Origin of the sequence: Microbacterium sp. (assembly GCF_051953575.1) — a bacterium.
Lineage (GTDB): Bacteria > Actinomycetota > Actinomycetes > Actinomycetales > Microbacteriaceae > Microbacterium.
This window is the reverse complement of sequence record NZ_JBQCIP010000247.1, coordinates 21,533-36,277: the sequence shown is the minus strand read 5'-3', so window position 1 is coordinate 36,277 and position 14,745 is coordinate 21,533. Positions and strand designations below refer to the sequence as shown.

Here is a 14,745-nt window from a genome sequence, read left to right as displayed (position 1 = left end):
CGCATCGCCGCCCTCGATCCGGCCCTCGACCCCGACGTGATCATCGTCGAAGGGTCGATCAACGACCGTCACGCGTATCCGACCGGATACCGGGATGCCGTCACCTCCGCATGGGACGCCCTGCAGGCCCGCTTCCCGGACGCCGAGATCGTGATCCTCGGCCCCGCGCCGCAGGTGCTGCCGGTGCAGCAGGCGACCCGCGCCATCGACGCCGACCTGGCCGCCCTCGCCTCGGCGCGCGGCTGGTGGTACATCTCGCCGATCGCCGAGGACTGGATCACCGAGGCGAACTACGCGGACGTGATCGACACAGGCCCCATCGGCCGGAACCATCCCACGACCTCGGGCCACGCCTACCTCGCAGGCCGGCTCGCGGACGACCTGGAGCGGCTCGAGCAGCAGCCCGCCGTCGCAGCCGACGCCCCTTGACCTGGCGGGGAGGCCCGCCCCGGGATGGTAACCTCGATCGGCACGCCTCCGTAGCTCAGGGGATAGAGCGTTGGTTTCCGGTACCAAAGGTCGCAGGTTCGATTCCTGTCGGGGGCACCAGTCGGGATTAGGGGTCGCGGACATTCAGTCCTCGCGGCCCCTTTCTCGTGACAACACTCTGACTGTCTCGGCAAGGCGCTCCCGCACATCGACGGCGATGAACACGAGGACGCCGATGAGGATGACGAGGACGAGCATCAGCGCGAGGCCGACCCACATCCATCCCCCACCCATGCCGTAGGTCCACATCATGGCGCTCCTCCTTCGTATCCGGATTCATGCACGCCGCGCGCGCCTGGGGGTCCGACGATCGACGTGCGGCGTGGTCGTCGCGGTGTCGAGGGCGCCCGATCGTGCTCCACGAGCCACCTGAACGTGAGCCCCGTGACGAGTGCCATGGCAACGGCCATCGCGACACCGGCTCCCAGTCCTATCGCGATCGCAGTCCCGACCGGCTGCCCCTCGTGCCACAGCGGCGGCGCGATCGCGAAGAACGCGCCCAGACCGACGATCCACGCGACCGCGGTACCGAGAATCCACCACGCAGCCGCGCGCAGCCGGTGCCGCAACTCGATCCACTGCGCCGCCCCGATCGAGACGAGGATGGTGATCGTCAGCACGGCAAGGCCGGCGAACTGAACCGGTGCCGGCCACCCCGACCAGTCGGAGAGGGAAGACGGCAGCATCCCGCACACGTATGCGACGACCGCTCCCCCGCCCGTGAGCACGATCCACGCCCCGGGACGCAGGCCGGCCACGTCGCGGCGCATCGCGAGGTACTGTGAACCACCGAGGATGACGCCCTCGATGAAGCCGGTGCCGACGATCAGCATCGTCCCCACGGGCGACGAGCCCGCGAGCACACCAGCGACGGCTGGGAACGTGAAGCCGACGATCTCGCCCGTGCCGACGATCAGGACCCATCGCGTCAGACCTGGCGTCGCTGCTCTTCGGGTGACCGCAGATGCTGTCTCACGCATGGTCCGACTCTCGCCGCACGCTCGTGCGAAGGTCGGGCCGAAGGTCCCACCGGCCCTCTCAAGCCGACAGCTCCGCCCGCGCCTCGGGCGCGGGCGGAGCGGAACTGCTGACGAGTGGGTTCGCGCCTACCTCGCGGCGGTCGCCTCGTCCTCGGCCGGCACCACGTCGGCCGTGTGATACGTGAACACGAGTCGGGCGGGAACCGTGCCCGCGAGCACTTCCGCCACCGATTCGTTCACATCGTCCAGCGCGCGGGTCTCGGTGATCACGCGCGTACGGCCTGCGGCGTGGAGCGCGAAGACCTCGGCGAGGTCCTGACGTGTCCCCACGATAGAGCCGATGATGCTGATCCCCTTGAGCACCGTGTCGAAGACGGGGACGGTGAGCTCACCGTCGGCGGGCAGCGACACGAGCACCAGACGTCCGCCGCGGTTGAGCGCGTCGAAGGCCTGGTGGAACACCGACGGCGCCACGGCGAGGATCACCGCGACGTCGGCGCCGCCCAGCTGCCTGATCGCCAGCACCGGGTCGACCTCGTGGGCGTTGACGACGTGGTCGGCACCGAGTTCGGTCGCGAGGGCGAGCTTCTCCTCCGTGACGTCCACCGCGATCACCTTCGCGCCGACCAGTCGTGCGTACTGGAGTGCGAGATGTCCGAGTCCGCCGATGCCGAAGACCGCCACAGTCTCACCGGGCGTGACGTGTGCATTCTTGATCGCTGCGTACGTCGTCACGCCGGCGCAGGTCAAGGGTGCGGCATCCAACGGGCTCACGCCGTCGGGAACAGGCGTCGCGAACCGGGCGTCGGCGAGCATGTACTCGCTGTAGCCGCCGTCGACCCCGTAGCCGTTGTTGAACTGCTGCTCGCAGAGGTTCTCGCGCCCGTCCACGCAGTAGCGGCATTCGCCGCACGCGTGCGCGAGCCACGGCATCGCCACGCGCTGTCCGACGGTTCGGGTGGTCACACCCTCCCCGAGCTGCTCGATGATTCCGACGCCCTCGTGGCCCGGCACCAGCGGCAGATGCGGCTTGACAGGCCAGTCGCCGTTCATCGCGTGGATGTCGGTGTGGCAGAGGCCGCACGCCTCCAGACGCACGAGGACCTGCCCGGCACCCGGCTGCGGGATCTCACGATCCTCGACCTGCGCCGGGGCTCCGAAGGCGGGGACGACTGCTGCTCGCATGATGCTCTCCTTGACGATCTGTGTGCTTCCAGCTTTGTCGCGGGAGTGGATGCCGGCAGGGTCGAAGGTCCCGTCGGGCGCGGTCACCCGGCCAGCCTCTCAGTGAGGCCGTGACCCCAGTCGCGCGCCCGCTCGAGCTCACCGTCGACCAGGGGCCCTCGTATCCCTCGACGAGGAAGCTCGCCGGGTCGATCACCGGGAACCCGAGCTTCTTGGCCACGCGGGTGGCGCTGTGCGACGCCGCGCCCGGCAGCAGGAACATGTCCACGCGCGTGTCGAACGCCGCGAACCGGGTCGGCTGCGCCGGCGAGGTCAGCGAGTGCAGCCACTCGCGGATGCCCATCGGCACATCGGTGAAGGATCCGCCTCGAGCGGCTGCCTCCCTTCGCGTGGAGTCACGCGACATCGAGAACGTGTGCGTCGGACCGCCGACGACGAGCAGGTCCAGACCGTCGGGCAGTTCCGACGGCGCGTCCGCGACGTCGGTGATCGAGACGTCCGCCCCGTCGGCCATCCCGTCCGCGATGGCCTGAGCGATCTTGCGGGTGTTGCCGAACATGGATTCGTAGACCACAAGCGCAGGCATGACGCTCTCCTTCGTCCCGGGGCGGCAATGTCTCCGCCCGCTCACCCCTCAGCGTCGCGGTGTGCGATCGGCAGGAGCGGGACATTGGTCCTTCGCCGCCGGATCCGCTTCGAGACGGCGTCCACCACGATCACTGCCGGCACCGCCGATCCCGCCAACAGCCATCCCGTCGGCGACGGCCATGCTCCCCCGAGCAACGACGCGAGGAAGGGGATGCCGAGGAAGGCGACGAGCAGGACCGCCTGCGCCGCGACCGCGCCGAGCAGCAGCCGATTGGTCCGCGGGTCCAGACCCCAGACGGGGCGCACGGTGCTGCGGCAGGCGAAGGCGGTCGCCATCTGACCGAACACGATCGCCGCGAAGGCGGTGCCCGAGGCGATCGCCAGCGCGTCCGGCGCCGGCGTCTGCCCCCAGCGCCATCCTCCCGCCGACAGAACCACTACGAACGACAGCATCGCGACCACGGCCTCGGTCAGCCCCAGCAGGAAGAAGGCTCGCAGCAGGAGTGCGCGATCGACGACGGACCGGCGGCCGCGACCCTGCATGACGTCGGCCCGCGCGGGCTCGGCGCCGAGCGCGAGAGCGGGCAGCATGTCGCTGCCCAGGTCCAAGGCGATCACCTGCATGACGCCGATCGCCAACGGCACGGCGCTGCCGGTGAGCGCCCACACCACGAAGGGTGCGAGCTCGGCGACGTTGTCCGTCAGGTGGTAGGTCAGGAAGCGCCGGATGTTCTTGAAGGTCGCACGACCGAGTTCGATGGCGGCGACGATCGTCGCGAAGTGATCGTCGAGGAGCACGACGTCGGCGGCCTCGCGCGCGACGTCGCTGCCACTGGCCCCCATCGCCACGCCGACATCCGCCTCGCGCAGGGCCGGGGCGTCATTGACGCCGTCGCCGGTCATGGCCACGACGTGGCCGTGGCTGCGGAGTGCGCGAGCGATGCGCAGCTTGTCGGCCGGCGTGGCGCGCGCGACCACGACACCGCCTGCATGGTCGACGAGATCGGCCAGTTCGGCGTCGGTGGTCGGCAGTGCGGCCCCGTCGAGCACGACCCCGTGAGGCTCGAGGAGGCCGATCTCGCGGGCGATCGCCGCCCCCGTGCGGGGGTGATCCCCAGTGATCATCGCGATCCGGATGTCTGCCGCGCGACACCGTTCGAGCGCCTCCCGCACGCCGGCGCGCGGCGGATCCTCCAAGGCGATCACGCCGACGAAGTCGAGGTCGTGCCCCAGTTCAGCGGCGGGCACGCCCCGTGCGTCACGCGATGCGACAGCGAGGACGCGACGGCCGGCCCCGGTCAGCTCGTCGATCTCGCCCTGCAGGCCCGGGGGCACCGCGCGGCAGCGGGCGAGCACGCCTTCGGTCGCGCCGAGCACGGAGACGACATCGCCGTCGACCGAAGAGCTGAGCAGGCGATCCGCCGAGAAGGGATGCCGCCGGCCCTCCGGTTCCACCTCCACGCCGACACGCAGTGCGAGACAGTGCAAGGCGGCCTCCATCGGGTCGCCCGATGCCTCCCAGCGTCCGTCCCGGAGCGCCACTCGCCCCTCGACGCAGCGGAGTGCGGTGCGGGCCACCAGCGGCACGGCCGCGACGGCGTCGGCCGGACCAGTCAGCGTCGCGGTCGGGCCGTACCCCTCGCCCTCTATCTCGACCCGTCCTGCCGCGGTCACGACCTCGAGGACGTTCATCCGGTTCTCGGTGAGCGTGCCGGTCTTGTCGGTGCAGATGAAGGACGTCGCCCCCAGGGTCTCCACAGCGTCCAGTCGGCGCACCAGCGCGTGCTTCGCCGCCATGAGCTCAGCGCCGCGTGCCAACGAGAGAGTCACCGTGGGAAGCATCCCCTCCGGCACGAGGGCGACCGAGACGCCGATGGCGAAGACGAACGCCTGCTGCAGTCCGAGGCCCAGAAGCAGCGACACACCCCCGAGCCCGACCCCGACGACCGCAGCGATGATCGCGATGACGCGCACAACCCGCCGCAACTCCATCGCCATCGGGCTCGGCGGGCGCGTCGCACTCTCGCCGAGCCGTCCGATGTCGGCCAGCGCCGTCTTCGCGCCCGTGGCCGCCACGACGGCAGCTGCCTCGCCCTGAACGACGAAGGTGCCACCCCTGATGAGATCGCCCGCCTCATGCGGGACGGCGGCGCTCTCGCCGGTGAGGAGCGACTCGTCGAGACTCAGGCTCGCGCTGCGGACCACCGTGAGGTCGGCTGCCACCCGGTCCCCCGCCGACAGCAGTACGAGATCGCCCGGTACCAGCTCGACAGCGGGCACAGCTGTCGCGGTGCCGTCGCGCACGACGCGCGCGGTGGCCGGCAGCAGCTGACGCAGTCGTTGCGCCGATCGGTCGGCGCGGTACTCCTGCGCGAACGCGAACACGGCGTTCAGCGCCACGATCGTCACGATCGCGATGGCCAGGGCCGGCATGCCCGCCACCACGGACAGCGCCGCCGCGATCCACAGCAGCACAGCCAGCAGGTGGGTGAGCTCTGCGAAGAGCATGCGCCAGGGCGAGACACGTCGTTGCTGCGGCACCGCGTTCTGGCCGACACGTGCCAGGCGATCTGCCGCTTCGGTGCTGGTGAGGCCCTGCTCCCGCGTGATCACGGACGTATCGTGGTCGTTCACAGGGCCTCGCCGCGGGACCTTGGTCCTCGCACCTCGTGTGACCTTCGTCCCGCTCCGCGACAGCGCGGCGCGGGAATCTGGGGACATGGAAGCGAACACAGATGCCGACCGGATCGTCGTAGGCGTCGACGGCTCCGACAGCTCGATCGCCGCGCTGCGTTATGCCGCCCGCCTGGCGGATGCGTTCGACGCTCCGCTGGAAGCCGTGACCACGTGGATGTACCCCGCGTTCGCGGATCCCGTGCTCATCGCACAATGGCCGCTCGAGCAGACGGCAGCGGACATGCTCGATGACGCTGTCGTGCGCGCGTTCGGAGACAGCGTCCCCGAGGGGATCACTCGCACGGTGCTGGCGGGACCCGCGGCGCGGAGGCTGACCGAACTGAGCAGGTCGTGCAGCATGCTCGTCGTCGGAAGCCGAGGACGCGGCGGGTTCACGGGGCTGCTGCTGGGTTCTGTCAGCGCGGCGTGCGCAGAGCATGCCGCTTGTCCCGTCGTGGTCGTGCACGGTGTGCACTCCGGCTCGGCCGCCTCGCCGCCCGCCGACGGCTGACGGCATCCCGCTGTCACGGCCCCGCCGACCCCGGGCTTCACTCGCAGTACGTCGCCGTTGCGCAGCGGGTGCGGCGTCGCGGTGAGGTAAGCCAGTGGCCCCGGTACGCCGGGAGGCATCCTCTCGATCATCGCAGCCATCGTCGCGCGTCGATTCCTGTTCGTCGCGACCAGCCTCACCGCACTCATGATCGTGATGTTCTGTGCGACGGCCCGGCTTGCCGCGGCCACCGGGCCCGCCTCGGGTCGCACCGCTGCGGCCGTCTGATGCTGCTCTCGGCGTGAGGCGTCCCGGTGATCTCGAGCAGGCGCGCCCAACCCGACGACCCTCGCGCCGCCCAGGCCGGCGCCGAGGCCGCGCGTCGGAGCGGATGCAGATAGCCATCCTCCGTCCCGAGGCCTCGGCGCTGCGCGCACTTCGTAGCGCTGGCGCTCATCTCGCCTCCGTGAGAAGCGGATGCCGCACCCGTGGCGGCGTGGGACCTTGGACCCAGACCGGCGACGTGGCGGCCGTAAGGATTCCGGCATGGTGCTGCAGCCCCAAACCATGCGCGCGTGGACGACACGCGGAACCGGGGACCTCGAATCGAGCACGCTGCCGCTGCCCAGGATCGCCGAGCACGACATCCTCGTGCGAGTCAGCGCGTGCGGCGTGTGCCGTACGGACCTGCACGTCGTGGACGGCGAGCTGCCACGCCGCCGACCACGTGTCGTTCCCGGGCATCAGGTCGTCGGCGAGGTCGTCGCCGTCGGCTCGGCGGCCGCGAGATTCCACCTCGGGGACGTCGTGGGAGTTGCCTGGCTCGGCTCGACCTGTGGGGGCTGCCGTTGGTGCCGCACCGGCCGCGAGAACCTGTGCGCGGCGGCGCGCTTCACCGGGCGGGACCGCGACGGCGGCCACGCCGAGTTCCTCGCCGCCGACGAGCGCTTCGCCTACCGACTCCCGGCCGATACCGATCCGGTCGAGACGGCGCCGCTGCTGTGCGCAGGGATCATCGGCTTCCGTGCGCTGTCGCGCGCCCAGCTGCCTCCGGGCGGCGTGCTCGGCATCTACGGATTCGGATCGAGCGCGGTCCTCACCGCGAAGATCGCCGCTGCCGGAGGCGCGACCGTGCACGTGATGACGCGGGGTCAGCAGAATCGGGAGCTCGCCCGCCAAGTCGGCCTCGGGTTCGTGGGGGACGAGACGTCCTCACCGCCCGAGCCGCTCGACAGCGCCATCATCTTCGCGCCGGCAGGCGAACTGGTGCCTATCGCGCTGCGTGCAACCGCCGCCGGCGGAACCGTCGTGATCGCCGGCATCCATCTCTCCGACGTCCCGGCGCTGTCGTACGACGAGCATCTGTTCCGCGAGAAGGACCTGCGCTCGGTGACTGCGAACACCCGCGCCGACGGCGAGAGCTTTCTTCGACTTGCGGCGCGGCTGCACCTGCGCTCGACGGTCACCCGCTATCGGTTCGGCGACACCCGGGACGCACTGGACGACCTGCGCGCGGGCCGAGCGGCCGGATCACTTGTGATCGATCACGCCGCGAGCTGACGCGTCGTCGGCGCGAGCTCTCAGTTCGCTCAGCAGCTCGAGCTGCCGACGGTTGATGGCCATCAGATCCTCGATCTCCATCTTCGCCGCACGGTTGGTCTCGAAGTCGTGTGCGGCGAGCGCGGCCGCGACCGCATCCTGGCGTTTCGCAGCGATCAGCAGGATCGCTCCTTGCAGTCCGGCGATCATGCTGAGGAACAGGTTCAGGAGGATGAAGGGGTACGGGTCCCACACGACGGCGGTCAGGTTCAGCAGGATCCAGGCGCCCATGGCACCGATGAAGACGCCGATGAACGTCCACGATCCCATCCAGTCCCGCATTCGATCAGCGGCGCGCTGACCGAATGTGAGCGAGTCCTTGTGCCGTTGATGCCAGTTGCGGGTCAGTCCACCGTGCCTGTGCGCGACAGGCATCGCTTCGACGACGTCGACGATCGAGGCCTCCCGGACCATGCCGTTCTCCGATCTGCACTGGCGGTGAGAGCTGCGGGCGCCGTTAGTGCGGCCGGACAGCGGGTATCGGATCGGGCCGCCCCGCTCGATGCGGGCCGGCCTCGTCTTCGCGAGGCGCTACGAGCCTCGCCTGCGTCGGGGTTCCGTCCCTGTGCGTGCGCTCGTGCAGCGGCGGTGTGTACTCGGCCGTGCGGGCGAACCGACGCCCTGTCACCGTGCTCGCGTTCACCTTGATGACATAGGGCTTCTGGCGCGGGCTCCAGGTGACCAGGCGGGTGACGCCGCTGCGTGCGATCTCGACCTCGTCGAGGACACGGCTCGCCGCGCCGCGAAGCACGACGCTCCACTGTGTGACCTCGTCCGTCCCGTCCACCTCGAACGCGGCCAGCGGGTGCGCAGTGATGCGCGCCACCTTGACGTCGGGGGCGGTCCGCATGTACACCGCACCCTCATGGGCGATGAAGTTCACGGGAAAGATGTCGGGCAGGCCTCCGTCGCCGACCAGCGCCAGCCGGCCGAACCGCTCGCCTTCAAGGAGGCGCCAGCATTCGGCCGTGTCGAGCCGGCTGACCTGCGGAGTGCTGGTCGTCGACATGTCGAGGCTCCTTTCGCTGGATGCCATGACAGCATTCCCGTGAACCGCTCCATGGACCGAAGGTCCCGCGGCTCTGGTGGCGCACCGCGCCGCGCCGTACTGTGTGATCGTGTCGCCGAGGGAGGCGCGTGTGGCTGCGCACGATGACCCGCTGTCGTTCCCCGATGGTCCGCGCCTCGATCTGGACGAGGCGCTCTCGACGCTCATGCAGCAGGCGGAACGTGTCCGCGCCACCCAGGGGCGCCTGCGCGCGCTGCTCAGCGCGACTCGAGCCATCGTGGAGGAGAGTGACCTGCCGTCGGTGCTGCGGCGCATCGCGGCCGCGGCCACCGAGCTCGTGAACGCCGAGTACGGCGCCCTCGGGGTGATCGCGCCGGAACATGACGCATTGGAGCAGTTCATCTACGTCGGCCTCACCGCCGAGGAAGCCGACGGGATCGGCCACCTGCCGACGGGACAAGGACTGCTGGGCGCGCTGATCGCCGATCCTCAGCCCATCCGCCTGTCGCAGATGGCCGAGGACCCGCGCGCGGTGGGCTTTCCTGCGCACCATCCGCGGATGGACTCGTTCCTCGGAGTTCCGGTTCGGGTGCGCGGAGAGGTGTTCGGCAACCTCTATCTGACGAACCGCCGGGATGGTGAGTTCACCGAAGAAGACGAGCGCCTCGTCGAGTCGCTCGCCACGACCGCCGGCTACGCCGTGGAGAACGCGCGTCTGCTCGAAGAGGCCCGAACGCGCGAACGATGGATGCGCGCGGCCGCGGAGCTCTCGGGCGCCCTGCTGTCCTCTCCCACCGAGACCGCTCTGGACCTGATCGCCGGGCGTCTGGCCGACCTTCCGCACATAGACAAGGTGAGCATCCTGCTCGCAGACGAGGGAACGTCCACCCTGCGCGTCGCGGCAGCGCGCGGGGTCGACGAGGCGCGCCTGCGCGGCAGGACCATGGACGCCGGCATCACGTGCGCCGACGACGTGATCCGTACGGGAACCGCTCGGCTGCTCCCTCGCGAGTCGGCGCAGGACGACGGGGAATACCCGCTGCGCGTCGTCGATGACGGTCAGGTCGGACCCGCGGTCGTGGCCCCGCTGCGCACGCAGGCCCGCCTGTGGGGCGTGGTCTGCCTCGCTCGGCACCCCGACCTGCCGCGCTTCACCACGACCGAGCTCGACAGCATGGTCGACTTCGCCTCCCGGGCGACGATCGCGCTCGAACTCGCCCAGGCACGCGAAGAGGGCGAGCGAGCCCTGCTCGCCGACGATCGGCGGCGCATCGCCCGTGACCTGCACGACCACGTGATCCAGCAGCTCTTCGGAACGGGGCTCACTCTCCAGGCGGTGGCCGGCACACTGCCGGCCGGTTCCGACGCCGACCGGCTCACGCAGTCGATCGACCAGCTGGACGACGCGATCTCGCAGATCCGCACGGTCGTGTTCGCGCTGTCACGCCGCGACGAGAGTTCCCTGCGGCACCGCGTGCTCGACGTGGTCGCCGACGTGTCGTCGGCCGCGCGACGGCCACCGGCGATCCGCTTCACGGGTCCCGTCGACCACGCGGTCACCGGGCCGATCGCCGATGACGTCGTCGCGGTGGCCCGCGAACTGCTGAGCAACGCGGTCCGGCACTCCCGCGCCGACCGCATCTCGGTGGAGGTCGCATTCGCCGACAACGTCGTCGTGGTGCTGGTCGAGGACGACGGCATCGGGATCCCGGACGGCGGCCGCCGCAGCGGGCTGCGCAATCTCGCCGAACGCGCCGCGGCACGCGACGGAGATTTCGTCGTCGAGTCGACGGAGGGTGCCACCTCGATCCGATGGAGCGCGCCCGTGCGCGGCATCCACTCGCCCGGCGAAGGAGTGCACGAATGACCAGTGTCTTCCTGGTGGACGACCACGAGATCGTCCGGCGCGGACTCGCCGATCTCGTCGGCTCGCAGCCCGACCTCGACGTCGTCGGCGAAGCGGGCACCGTACGCCAGGCGATCGGCCGCATCGAGGCGACGATGCCCGACGTCGCGGTCCTTGACGTGCGGCTGCCCGACGGCAGCGGCATCGACCTGTGCCGCGACATCCGCTCGCGGCTCCCGTCCGTCGCCTGCCTCATGCTCACCGCGTACGACGACGACGCCGCCGTGAGTGCCGCCGTCCTGGCCGGTGCGGCCGGCTATGTGCTGAAAGACATCGGCGGAGCACGGCTCGTCGATGCGATCCGCCGGATAGCGGCCGGGCACTCGCTCCTGGACGACGCGGTCGTCCGCCACGCGGCCTCGCGGCTGCGCGAGCGGGCGGACGACGACGATCCTCGCCTCGGCTCGCTGGGGCTGCGCGAACGCCAGATCCTGCGGCTGATCGCCGACGGGCTGACCAACCGGCAGATCGGCGAACGGCTCGGGATCGCCGAGAAGACGGTGAAGAACTATGTGTCGTCGCTGCTGAACAAGCTCGGTCTCGAGCGGCGTACCCAGGCCGCCGTGTTCGAGCTGGAGCACCGCGCCGAGTGAGGCGCACCGCGCAGGGACGTTGGTCCTGCCGGGGCCTGCGGCGTGTCACTAGCGTGTGCCCCACACGCCGAAGGAGACGGCCATGGAACGCATCGTGCTCGGGTATGACGGGAGTCCCGCCGCAGAGTCCGCGCTGGACTGGATCACCGATCGCCTGGTGCGACGCAGCGGCCTGGTCGAGGTGATCGTCATCGCCAACATGTTCCTGTCGTCCGAGGCCGATACCGACGAGCTGCGCGACCGCGCCGAGCAGCGCCTGCGGATGCGCGTGCCCGCGCTCCCGGTCGAGACGTCGACGATCGACGGTCTCATGCCTGGCGCGCTCGTGCATGCGGCCCGCGACGCGGACCTGCTTGTGGTCGGCGTCGACCGCGGGCATCCGATCAGGTCCGCGTGGCACGGCTGGCTGCCGCAGCGCGTGAGCGCGAGCTCCGCCGTCCCGACGTGTGTGGTCCCCCGTGGTTGGAGTCCCGCCGGCGGAACGGTCGCGGTGGGCCTCGACGACGACGACTCGTCGGACGCCGCGGTGGGGTTCGCCGCAGCCGAAGCGCGGGCGGACTCCCACCGGCTGCGCGTGGTCCATGCCTGGGCGACGGCGTTCGAGCCGGCCGACCGCGCCGCTTCCCCCACGCCCAGATATCGCATGCAGGTGCAGCACCAGGAGTACGCCGCCGCAGTGGCCGAGCGCGTCCGGCACGGGCACCCCTCGCTGGACGTCCAGGTGGAGCTGGCGCAGAGCAATCCGAGCGCGATGCTCACCACGGCCGCCCGCGACAGTGCGCTGGTCGTGATCGGCACTCACGGTCACGGCATCCTCGCCGGCGGCCTCACCGGCTCGGTCGCGCTCGACCTGATCGGCAAGGTGCCGACGCCGGTCTGCGTCGTCCCGCCACGGCGCTGAGCTGCGGATGCCGCCCGCCGGCGTCTGGACGGCGGGCACGACCTCGTTTCGCAGGAGGGCCGCTCAGCTACGGGAGTGCCGGGCGTGGGGCATCCGCCACCCGCCGACGGGGAGATAGCTCGTCCGGTGGGGGGTGAGCACGGCATCGACGACACCGAGAAGAACCATCGCGAACGCCAGTTCAGCGAGGCCGAGTGCGAAGTACACCGCCTGCAGAGCACTGAACGGGATGTAGATCATCTGCACGAAGATCCAGATGAGGCAGCCGAAGCCCGCGGCGGCGGAGAGCGGCATCGCCCACCGCGACGAGACGAGCACGGTGACGAACGCGGCCGCGTGGACCCCCGCCACGCCCACGATCAGGAGCAGTCCCGGCACCAGGTACGACGCGAACGGCGACCCAGCCAGGTACGCGTCGGGCGGGACGAGCACGGAGCCGAGGTCCGGATTCGTACTTCCCAGCACCAGCACGACCCCGCCGGCGAGCGCGGTGACGGCGACGAAGGCCTGAAGGATCAGGAGCGTGACGCGTGCGATGCGGAACACGGCCGTCACCTCGCATCCGCGTGCGCGAGCACCGCATCCCGCGGAACCACGGCCACGGGGCACTCGGACTGCCAGAGGATCTCCTGAGCGACCGAGCCGAGCAGGCTGCCGGCGAGCACGCCGCGGTGGTGCGTGCCGATCACCAGCAGCGAGCTGCGCGGACCGTACTTGAGGAGAGCCGCCGAACGGCTGTCGCGGACGAGTTCGCTCTGCAGCCCCACCAGGGGGTAGCGCTCGATGACCCACGTCACCGCAGCGTCGAGGATCTCGCGGTGCTCAGCCATCATCGTCTCCGGCGTGACCACCATGACCGCCGAGCCCGAGAAGGACGGCGTGGGCATGAGCCACGAGTGCACGAGACGGATCGCGGTCGCCGTCTCGGCAGCTTCGGCCGCCGCGAAGGCCAGGGCCGTCTGCGCCGAGTCGTCGTCAGCGATGCCCACCGTCACGGGATCGCCGACGTCGACCCAGCCGGCCGGCACCATCACGACGGGCACGGTGGCGTGGGTGCTCAAGCGCAACGGCATGGCCCCCGCCATCGCCGCGCGGATGGGGTGCCCGGGGTTGATGCCCACCACCAGGAGGTCTGCGTCGGCGGCGAACCCGGTCAGCGCATCGAGTACGCCGCCCTCGAGCCGATGGAGCTCGACCGCGACGCCGGCAACGCGGTCGCGGAGGAACCTCTCCCCCTCGGCGAGCCGATCGAGCGCGGGATCCCGGTCCCGCGTCGACCGGGACACGACGTTGACCAGGCCGACCTTCGTCGGCCGGCGACTCGCGCGCGCCGCCACCCAAGCCAGTGCAGACACGGCGGCGGGACTGCCGTCGAACCCGAGAACGATGCGCTCCATGAGTGGCTCCTCTCGCGGACTCGCCCGGTCCGGTTCCCCGACGCTACGGTCACGCCCACGAGACGAGCGGGTCGAAGGTCCCATCCGTGCCACGGCCGCAGGACCTTCGGCCCGCGAGCGCCGCCGGCTGCGGACTCGAATGAGGGCAACGGCTTCGGGCCGACGACGAAGGGAACACCATGACTCACCATGCCCACCGGTTCACCGGGTACACCGTGGTCGTGACCGGCGCGGGCGCCGGTATCGGCCGTGCCACCGCCGAGCAGCTCCTCGCGGAGGGCAGCCGGGTCATCGCCGTCGACGTGTCGGAGGAGCGGCTGGCCACTCTCGCACAGGAGGTGGACGGCGACCTCGTCGCGGTCGTCGCCGACATCACCGACCCGAGTGGCATCGACGCCATCCTCGCGACCACCGGCGAACGGATCGACGGCCTGGCGAACGTCGCCGGCATCATGGACGGCTTCGAGCCGACCGCCGAGATCAGCGACGCCACGTGGGACCGCGTCCTCGCCGTCAACCTCACCGGGATGATGCGGCTGACCCGCGCGGTGCTCCCCCGCATGCTCGAGCGCGGCCGTGGCAGCATCGTCAACGTGGGCTCCGAGGCCGGCCTGCGCGGCTCGGCCGCCGGTACTCCGTATACGACATCGAAGCATGCGGTGAACGGCTTCACCGTCAGCACCGCGTTCTTCTACACGCCGAAAGGCGTGCGCTGCAACGCCGTGGCACCGGGGCCCGTCGCCACCAGCATCGAGGCTCCGTTCCGCTCCGAGTGGGCGCAGACGCGCATCGGCCCCCTGCTGCAGACGAACCTGCCCGCTGTCGCGCGCCCCGATCAGCTGTCGTCGGCCATCACCTGGCTGCTGAGCGAGGATGCGTCGAACGTCTCGGGTGCGATCATCCCCGTCGACGGCGGCTGGGCGGCGATCTGA

At 70.6% G+C, this 14,745-nt stretch carries 16 protein-coding genes and 1 tRNA gene; 8 read left to right on the top strand and 9 right to left on the bottom strand.

Annotated elements, in window-relative coordinates:
* Both ACTHNQ_RS15220 and ACTHNQ_RS15215 read left to right on the top strand, forming a co-directional pair.
* Positions 1-429 (top strand): GDSL-type esterase/lipase family protein (locus tag ACTHNQ_RS15220; RefSeq protein ID WP_440334709.1); only part of this gene is annotated, 429 nt, incomplete at its 5' end.
* 44 nt (positions 430-473) lie between these two features.
* Positions 474-549, top strand: a tRNA-Arg gene (locus ACTHNQ_RS15215).
* Positions 550-573: 24 nt separating this feature from the next.
* Here the strand turns inward: ACTHNQ_RS15215 and ACTHNQ_RS15210 are convergent.
* From ACTHNQ_RS15210 to ACTHNQ_RS15190, 5 genes are all read right to left on the bottom strand, one after another.
* Entirely contained in the window at positions 574-741 is a 168-nt protein-coding gene (locus tag ACTHNQ_RS15210; protein ID WP_440334707.1) for a hypothetical protein, read from the bottom strand.
* A complete protein-coding gene (locus tag ACTHNQ_RS15205; RefSeq protein ID WP_440334705.1) occupies positions 738-1,469 on the bottom strand; it encodes a hypothetical protein in 732 nt (243 codons plus the stop codon). The genes ACTHNQ_RS15210 and ACTHNQ_RS15205 overlap by 4 nt, the downstream gene beginning before the upstream one ends.
* Positions 1,470-1,595: 126 nt before the next feature.
* A complete protein-coding gene (locus ACTHNQ_RS15200; protein WP_440334703.1) occupies positions 1,596-2,654 on the bottom strand; it encodes a zinc-dependent alcohol dehydrogenase in 1,059 nt (352 codons plus the stop codon).
* Positions 2,599-3,240: a flavodoxin family protein gene (locus tag ACTHNQ_RS15195; RefSeq protein ID WP_440334701.1), complete on the bottom strand. Its 642-nt coding sequence runs from the start codon at positions 3,238-3,240 to the stop codon at positions 2,599-2,601. Before ACTHNQ_RS15195 ends, ACTHNQ_RS15200 begins: the two co-directional genes overlap by 56 nt.
* 41 nt (positions 3,241-3,281) lie before the next feature.
* Positions 3,282-5,855: a cation-translocating P-type ATPase gene (locus tag ACTHNQ_RS15190; protein ID WP_440334699.1), complete on the bottom strand. Its 2,574-nt coding sequence runs from the start codon at positions 5,853-5,855 to the stop codon at positions 3,282-3,284.
* 106 nt (positions 5,856-5,961) lie between these two features.
* Here ACTHNQ_RS15190 and ACTHNQ_RS15185 point away from each other — a divergent pair, with 106 nt between their 5' ends.
* Together ACTHNQ_RS15185 and ACTHNQ_RS15180 are read left to right on the top strand one after the other, a co-directional pair.
* Positions 5,962-6,429: a universal stress protein gene (locus ACTHNQ_RS15185; RefSeq protein WP_440334697.1), complete on the top strand. Its 468-nt coding sequence runs from the start codon at positions 5,962-5,964 to the stop codon at positions 6,427-6,429.
* Positions 6,430-6,954: 525 nt separating this feature from the next.
* On the top strand, positions 6,955-7,968 hold the full coding sequence (locus tag ACTHNQ_RS15180) for a zinc-dependent alcohol dehydrogenase family protein (RefSeq protein ID WP_440334695.1): 1,014 nt from the start codon (positions 6,955-6,957) through the stop codon (positions 7,966-7,968).
* Here ACTHNQ_RS15180 and ACTHNQ_RS15175 read toward each other — a convergent pair.
* Positions 7,939-8,421 (bottom strand): DUF1003 domain-containing protein, encoded by a 483-nt coding sequence (locus tag ACTHNQ_RS15175; RefSeq protein ID WP_440334693.1) that lies wholly within the window; start codon positions 8,419-8,421, stop codon positions 7,939-7,941. The two genes, ACTHNQ_RS15180 and ACTHNQ_RS15175, sit on opposite strands and share 30 nt — an antisense overlap.
* Positions 8,422-8,464: 43 nt before the next feature.
* Positions 8,465-9,016 carry a pyridoxamine 5'-phosphate oxidase family protein gene (locus ACTHNQ_RS15170; RefSeq protein WP_440334691.1) on the bottom strand — a complete coding sequence of 184 codons (552 nt, stop codon included), beginning with the start codon at positions 9,014-9,016 and terminating at the stop codon, positions 8,465-8,467.
* A gap of 130 nt (positions 9,017-9,146) precedes the next feature.
* Between ACTHNQ_RS15170 and ACTHNQ_RS15165 the strand changes: the two genes are divergently transcribed.
* The 3 genes from ACTHNQ_RS15165 to ACTHNQ_RS15155 all read left to right on the top strand — a co-directional run bounded on the left by ACTHNQ_RS15165 (position 9,147) and on the right by ACTHNQ_RS15155 (position 12,416).
* Entirely contained in the window at positions 9,147-10,883 is a 1,737-nt protein-coding gene (locus ACTHNQ_RS15165) for a GAF domain-containing protein (RefSeq protein ID WP_440334690.1), read from the top strand.
* Positions 10,880-11,515 (top strand): response regulator, encoded by a 636-nt coding sequence (locus ACTHNQ_RS15160; RefSeq protein ID WP_440334688.1) that lies wholly within the window; start codon positions 10,880-10,882, stop codon positions 11,513-11,515. The genes ACTHNQ_RS15165 and ACTHNQ_RS15160 overlap by 4 nt, the downstream gene beginning before the upstream one ends.
* A gap of 82 nt (positions 11,516-11,597) precedes the next feature.
* Positions 11,598-12,416, top strand: a complete 819-nt coding sequence (locus ACTHNQ_RS15155) for a universal stress protein (protein ID WP_440334687.1) — start codon at positions 11,598-11,600, stop codon at positions 12,414-12,416.
* A gap of 63 nt (positions 12,417-12,479) precedes the next feature.
* Here ACTHNQ_RS15155 and ACTHNQ_RS15150 read toward each other — a convergent pair whose 3' ends face one another.
* Together ACTHNQ_RS15150 and ACTHNQ_RS15145 are read right to left on the bottom strand one after the other, a co-directional pair.
* Positions 12,480-12,962: a hypothetical protein gene (locus ACTHNQ_RS15150; RefSeq protein WP_440334686.1), complete on the bottom strand. Its 483-nt coding sequence runs from the start codon at positions 12,960-12,962 to the stop codon at positions 12,480-12,482.
* A gap of 5 nt (positions 12,963-12,967) precedes the next feature.
* Entirely contained in the window at positions 12,968-13,813 is an 846-nt protein-coding gene (locus ACTHNQ_RS15145) for a universal stress protein (protein WP_440334684.1), read from the bottom strand.
* 179 nt (positions 13,814-13,992) lie between these two features.
* Here ACTHNQ_RS15145 and ACTHNQ_RS15140 point away from each other — a divergent pair, with 179 nt between their 5' ends.
* Positions 13,993-14,745, top strand: coding sequence for an SDR family NAD(P)-dependent oxidoreductase (locus ACTHNQ_RS15140; RefSeq protein WP_440334682.1), 753 nt, complete (start codon positions 13,993-13,995; stop codon positions 14,743-14,745).

What these genes read in the sequence shown, in the direction of transcription:
- ACTHNQ_RS15210 (WP_440334707.1), bottom strand. Translation starts at nt 741, where the DNA reads ATGATGTGGACCTACGGCATGGGTGGGGGATGGATGTGGGTCGGCCTC.
- ACTHNQ_RS15205 (WP_440334705.1), bottom strand. Translation starts at nt 1,469, where the DNA reads ATGCGTGAGACAGCATCTGCGGTCACCCGAAGAGCAGCGACGCCAGGT.
- ACTHNQ_RS15200 (WP_440334703.1), bottom strand. Translation starts at nt 2,654, where the DNA reads ATGCGAGCAGCAGTCGTCCCCGCCTTCGGAGCCCCGGCGCAGGTCGAG.
- ACTHNQ_RS15195 (WP_440334701.1), bottom strand. Translation starts at nt 3,240, where the DNA reads ATGCCTGCGCTTGTGGTCTACGAATCCATGTTCGGCAACACCCGCAAG.
- ACTHNQ_RS15185 (WP_440334697.1), top strand. Translation starts at nt 5,962, where the DNA reads ATGGAAGCGAACACAGATGCCGACCGGATCGTCGTAGGCGTCGACGGC.
- ACTHNQ_RS15180 (WP_440334695.1), top strand. Translation starts at nt 6,955, where the DNA reads ATGGTGCTGCAGCCCCAAACCATGCGCGCGTGGACGACACGCGGAACC.
- ACTHNQ_RS15175 (WP_440334693.1), bottom strand. Translation starts at nt 8,421, where the DNA reads ATGGTCCGGGAGGCCTCGATCGTCGACGTCGTCGAAGCGATGCCTGTC.
- ACTHNQ_RS15170 (WP_440334691.1), bottom strand. Translation starts at nt 9,016, where the DNA reads ATGTCGACGACCAGCACTCCGCAGGTCAGCCGGCTCGACACGGCCGAA.
- ACTHNQ_RS15160 (WP_440334688.1), top strand. Translation starts at nt 10,880, where the DNA reads ATGACCAGTGTCTTCCTGGTGGACGACCACGAGATCGTCCGGCGCGGA.
- ACTHNQ_RS15155 (WP_440334687.1), top strand. Translation starts at nt 11,598, where the DNA reads ATGGAACGCATCGTGCTCGGGTATGACGGGAGTCCCGCCGCAGAGTCC.
- ACTHNQ_RS15145 (WP_440334684.1), bottom strand. Translation starts at nt 13,813, where the DNA reads ATGGAGCGCATCGTTCTCGGGTTCGACGGCAGTCCCGCCGCCGTGTCT.
- ACTHNQ_RS15140 (WP_440334682.1), top strand. Translation starts at nt 13,993, where the DNA reads ATGACTCACCATGCCCACCGGTTCACCGGGTACACCGTGGTCGTGACC.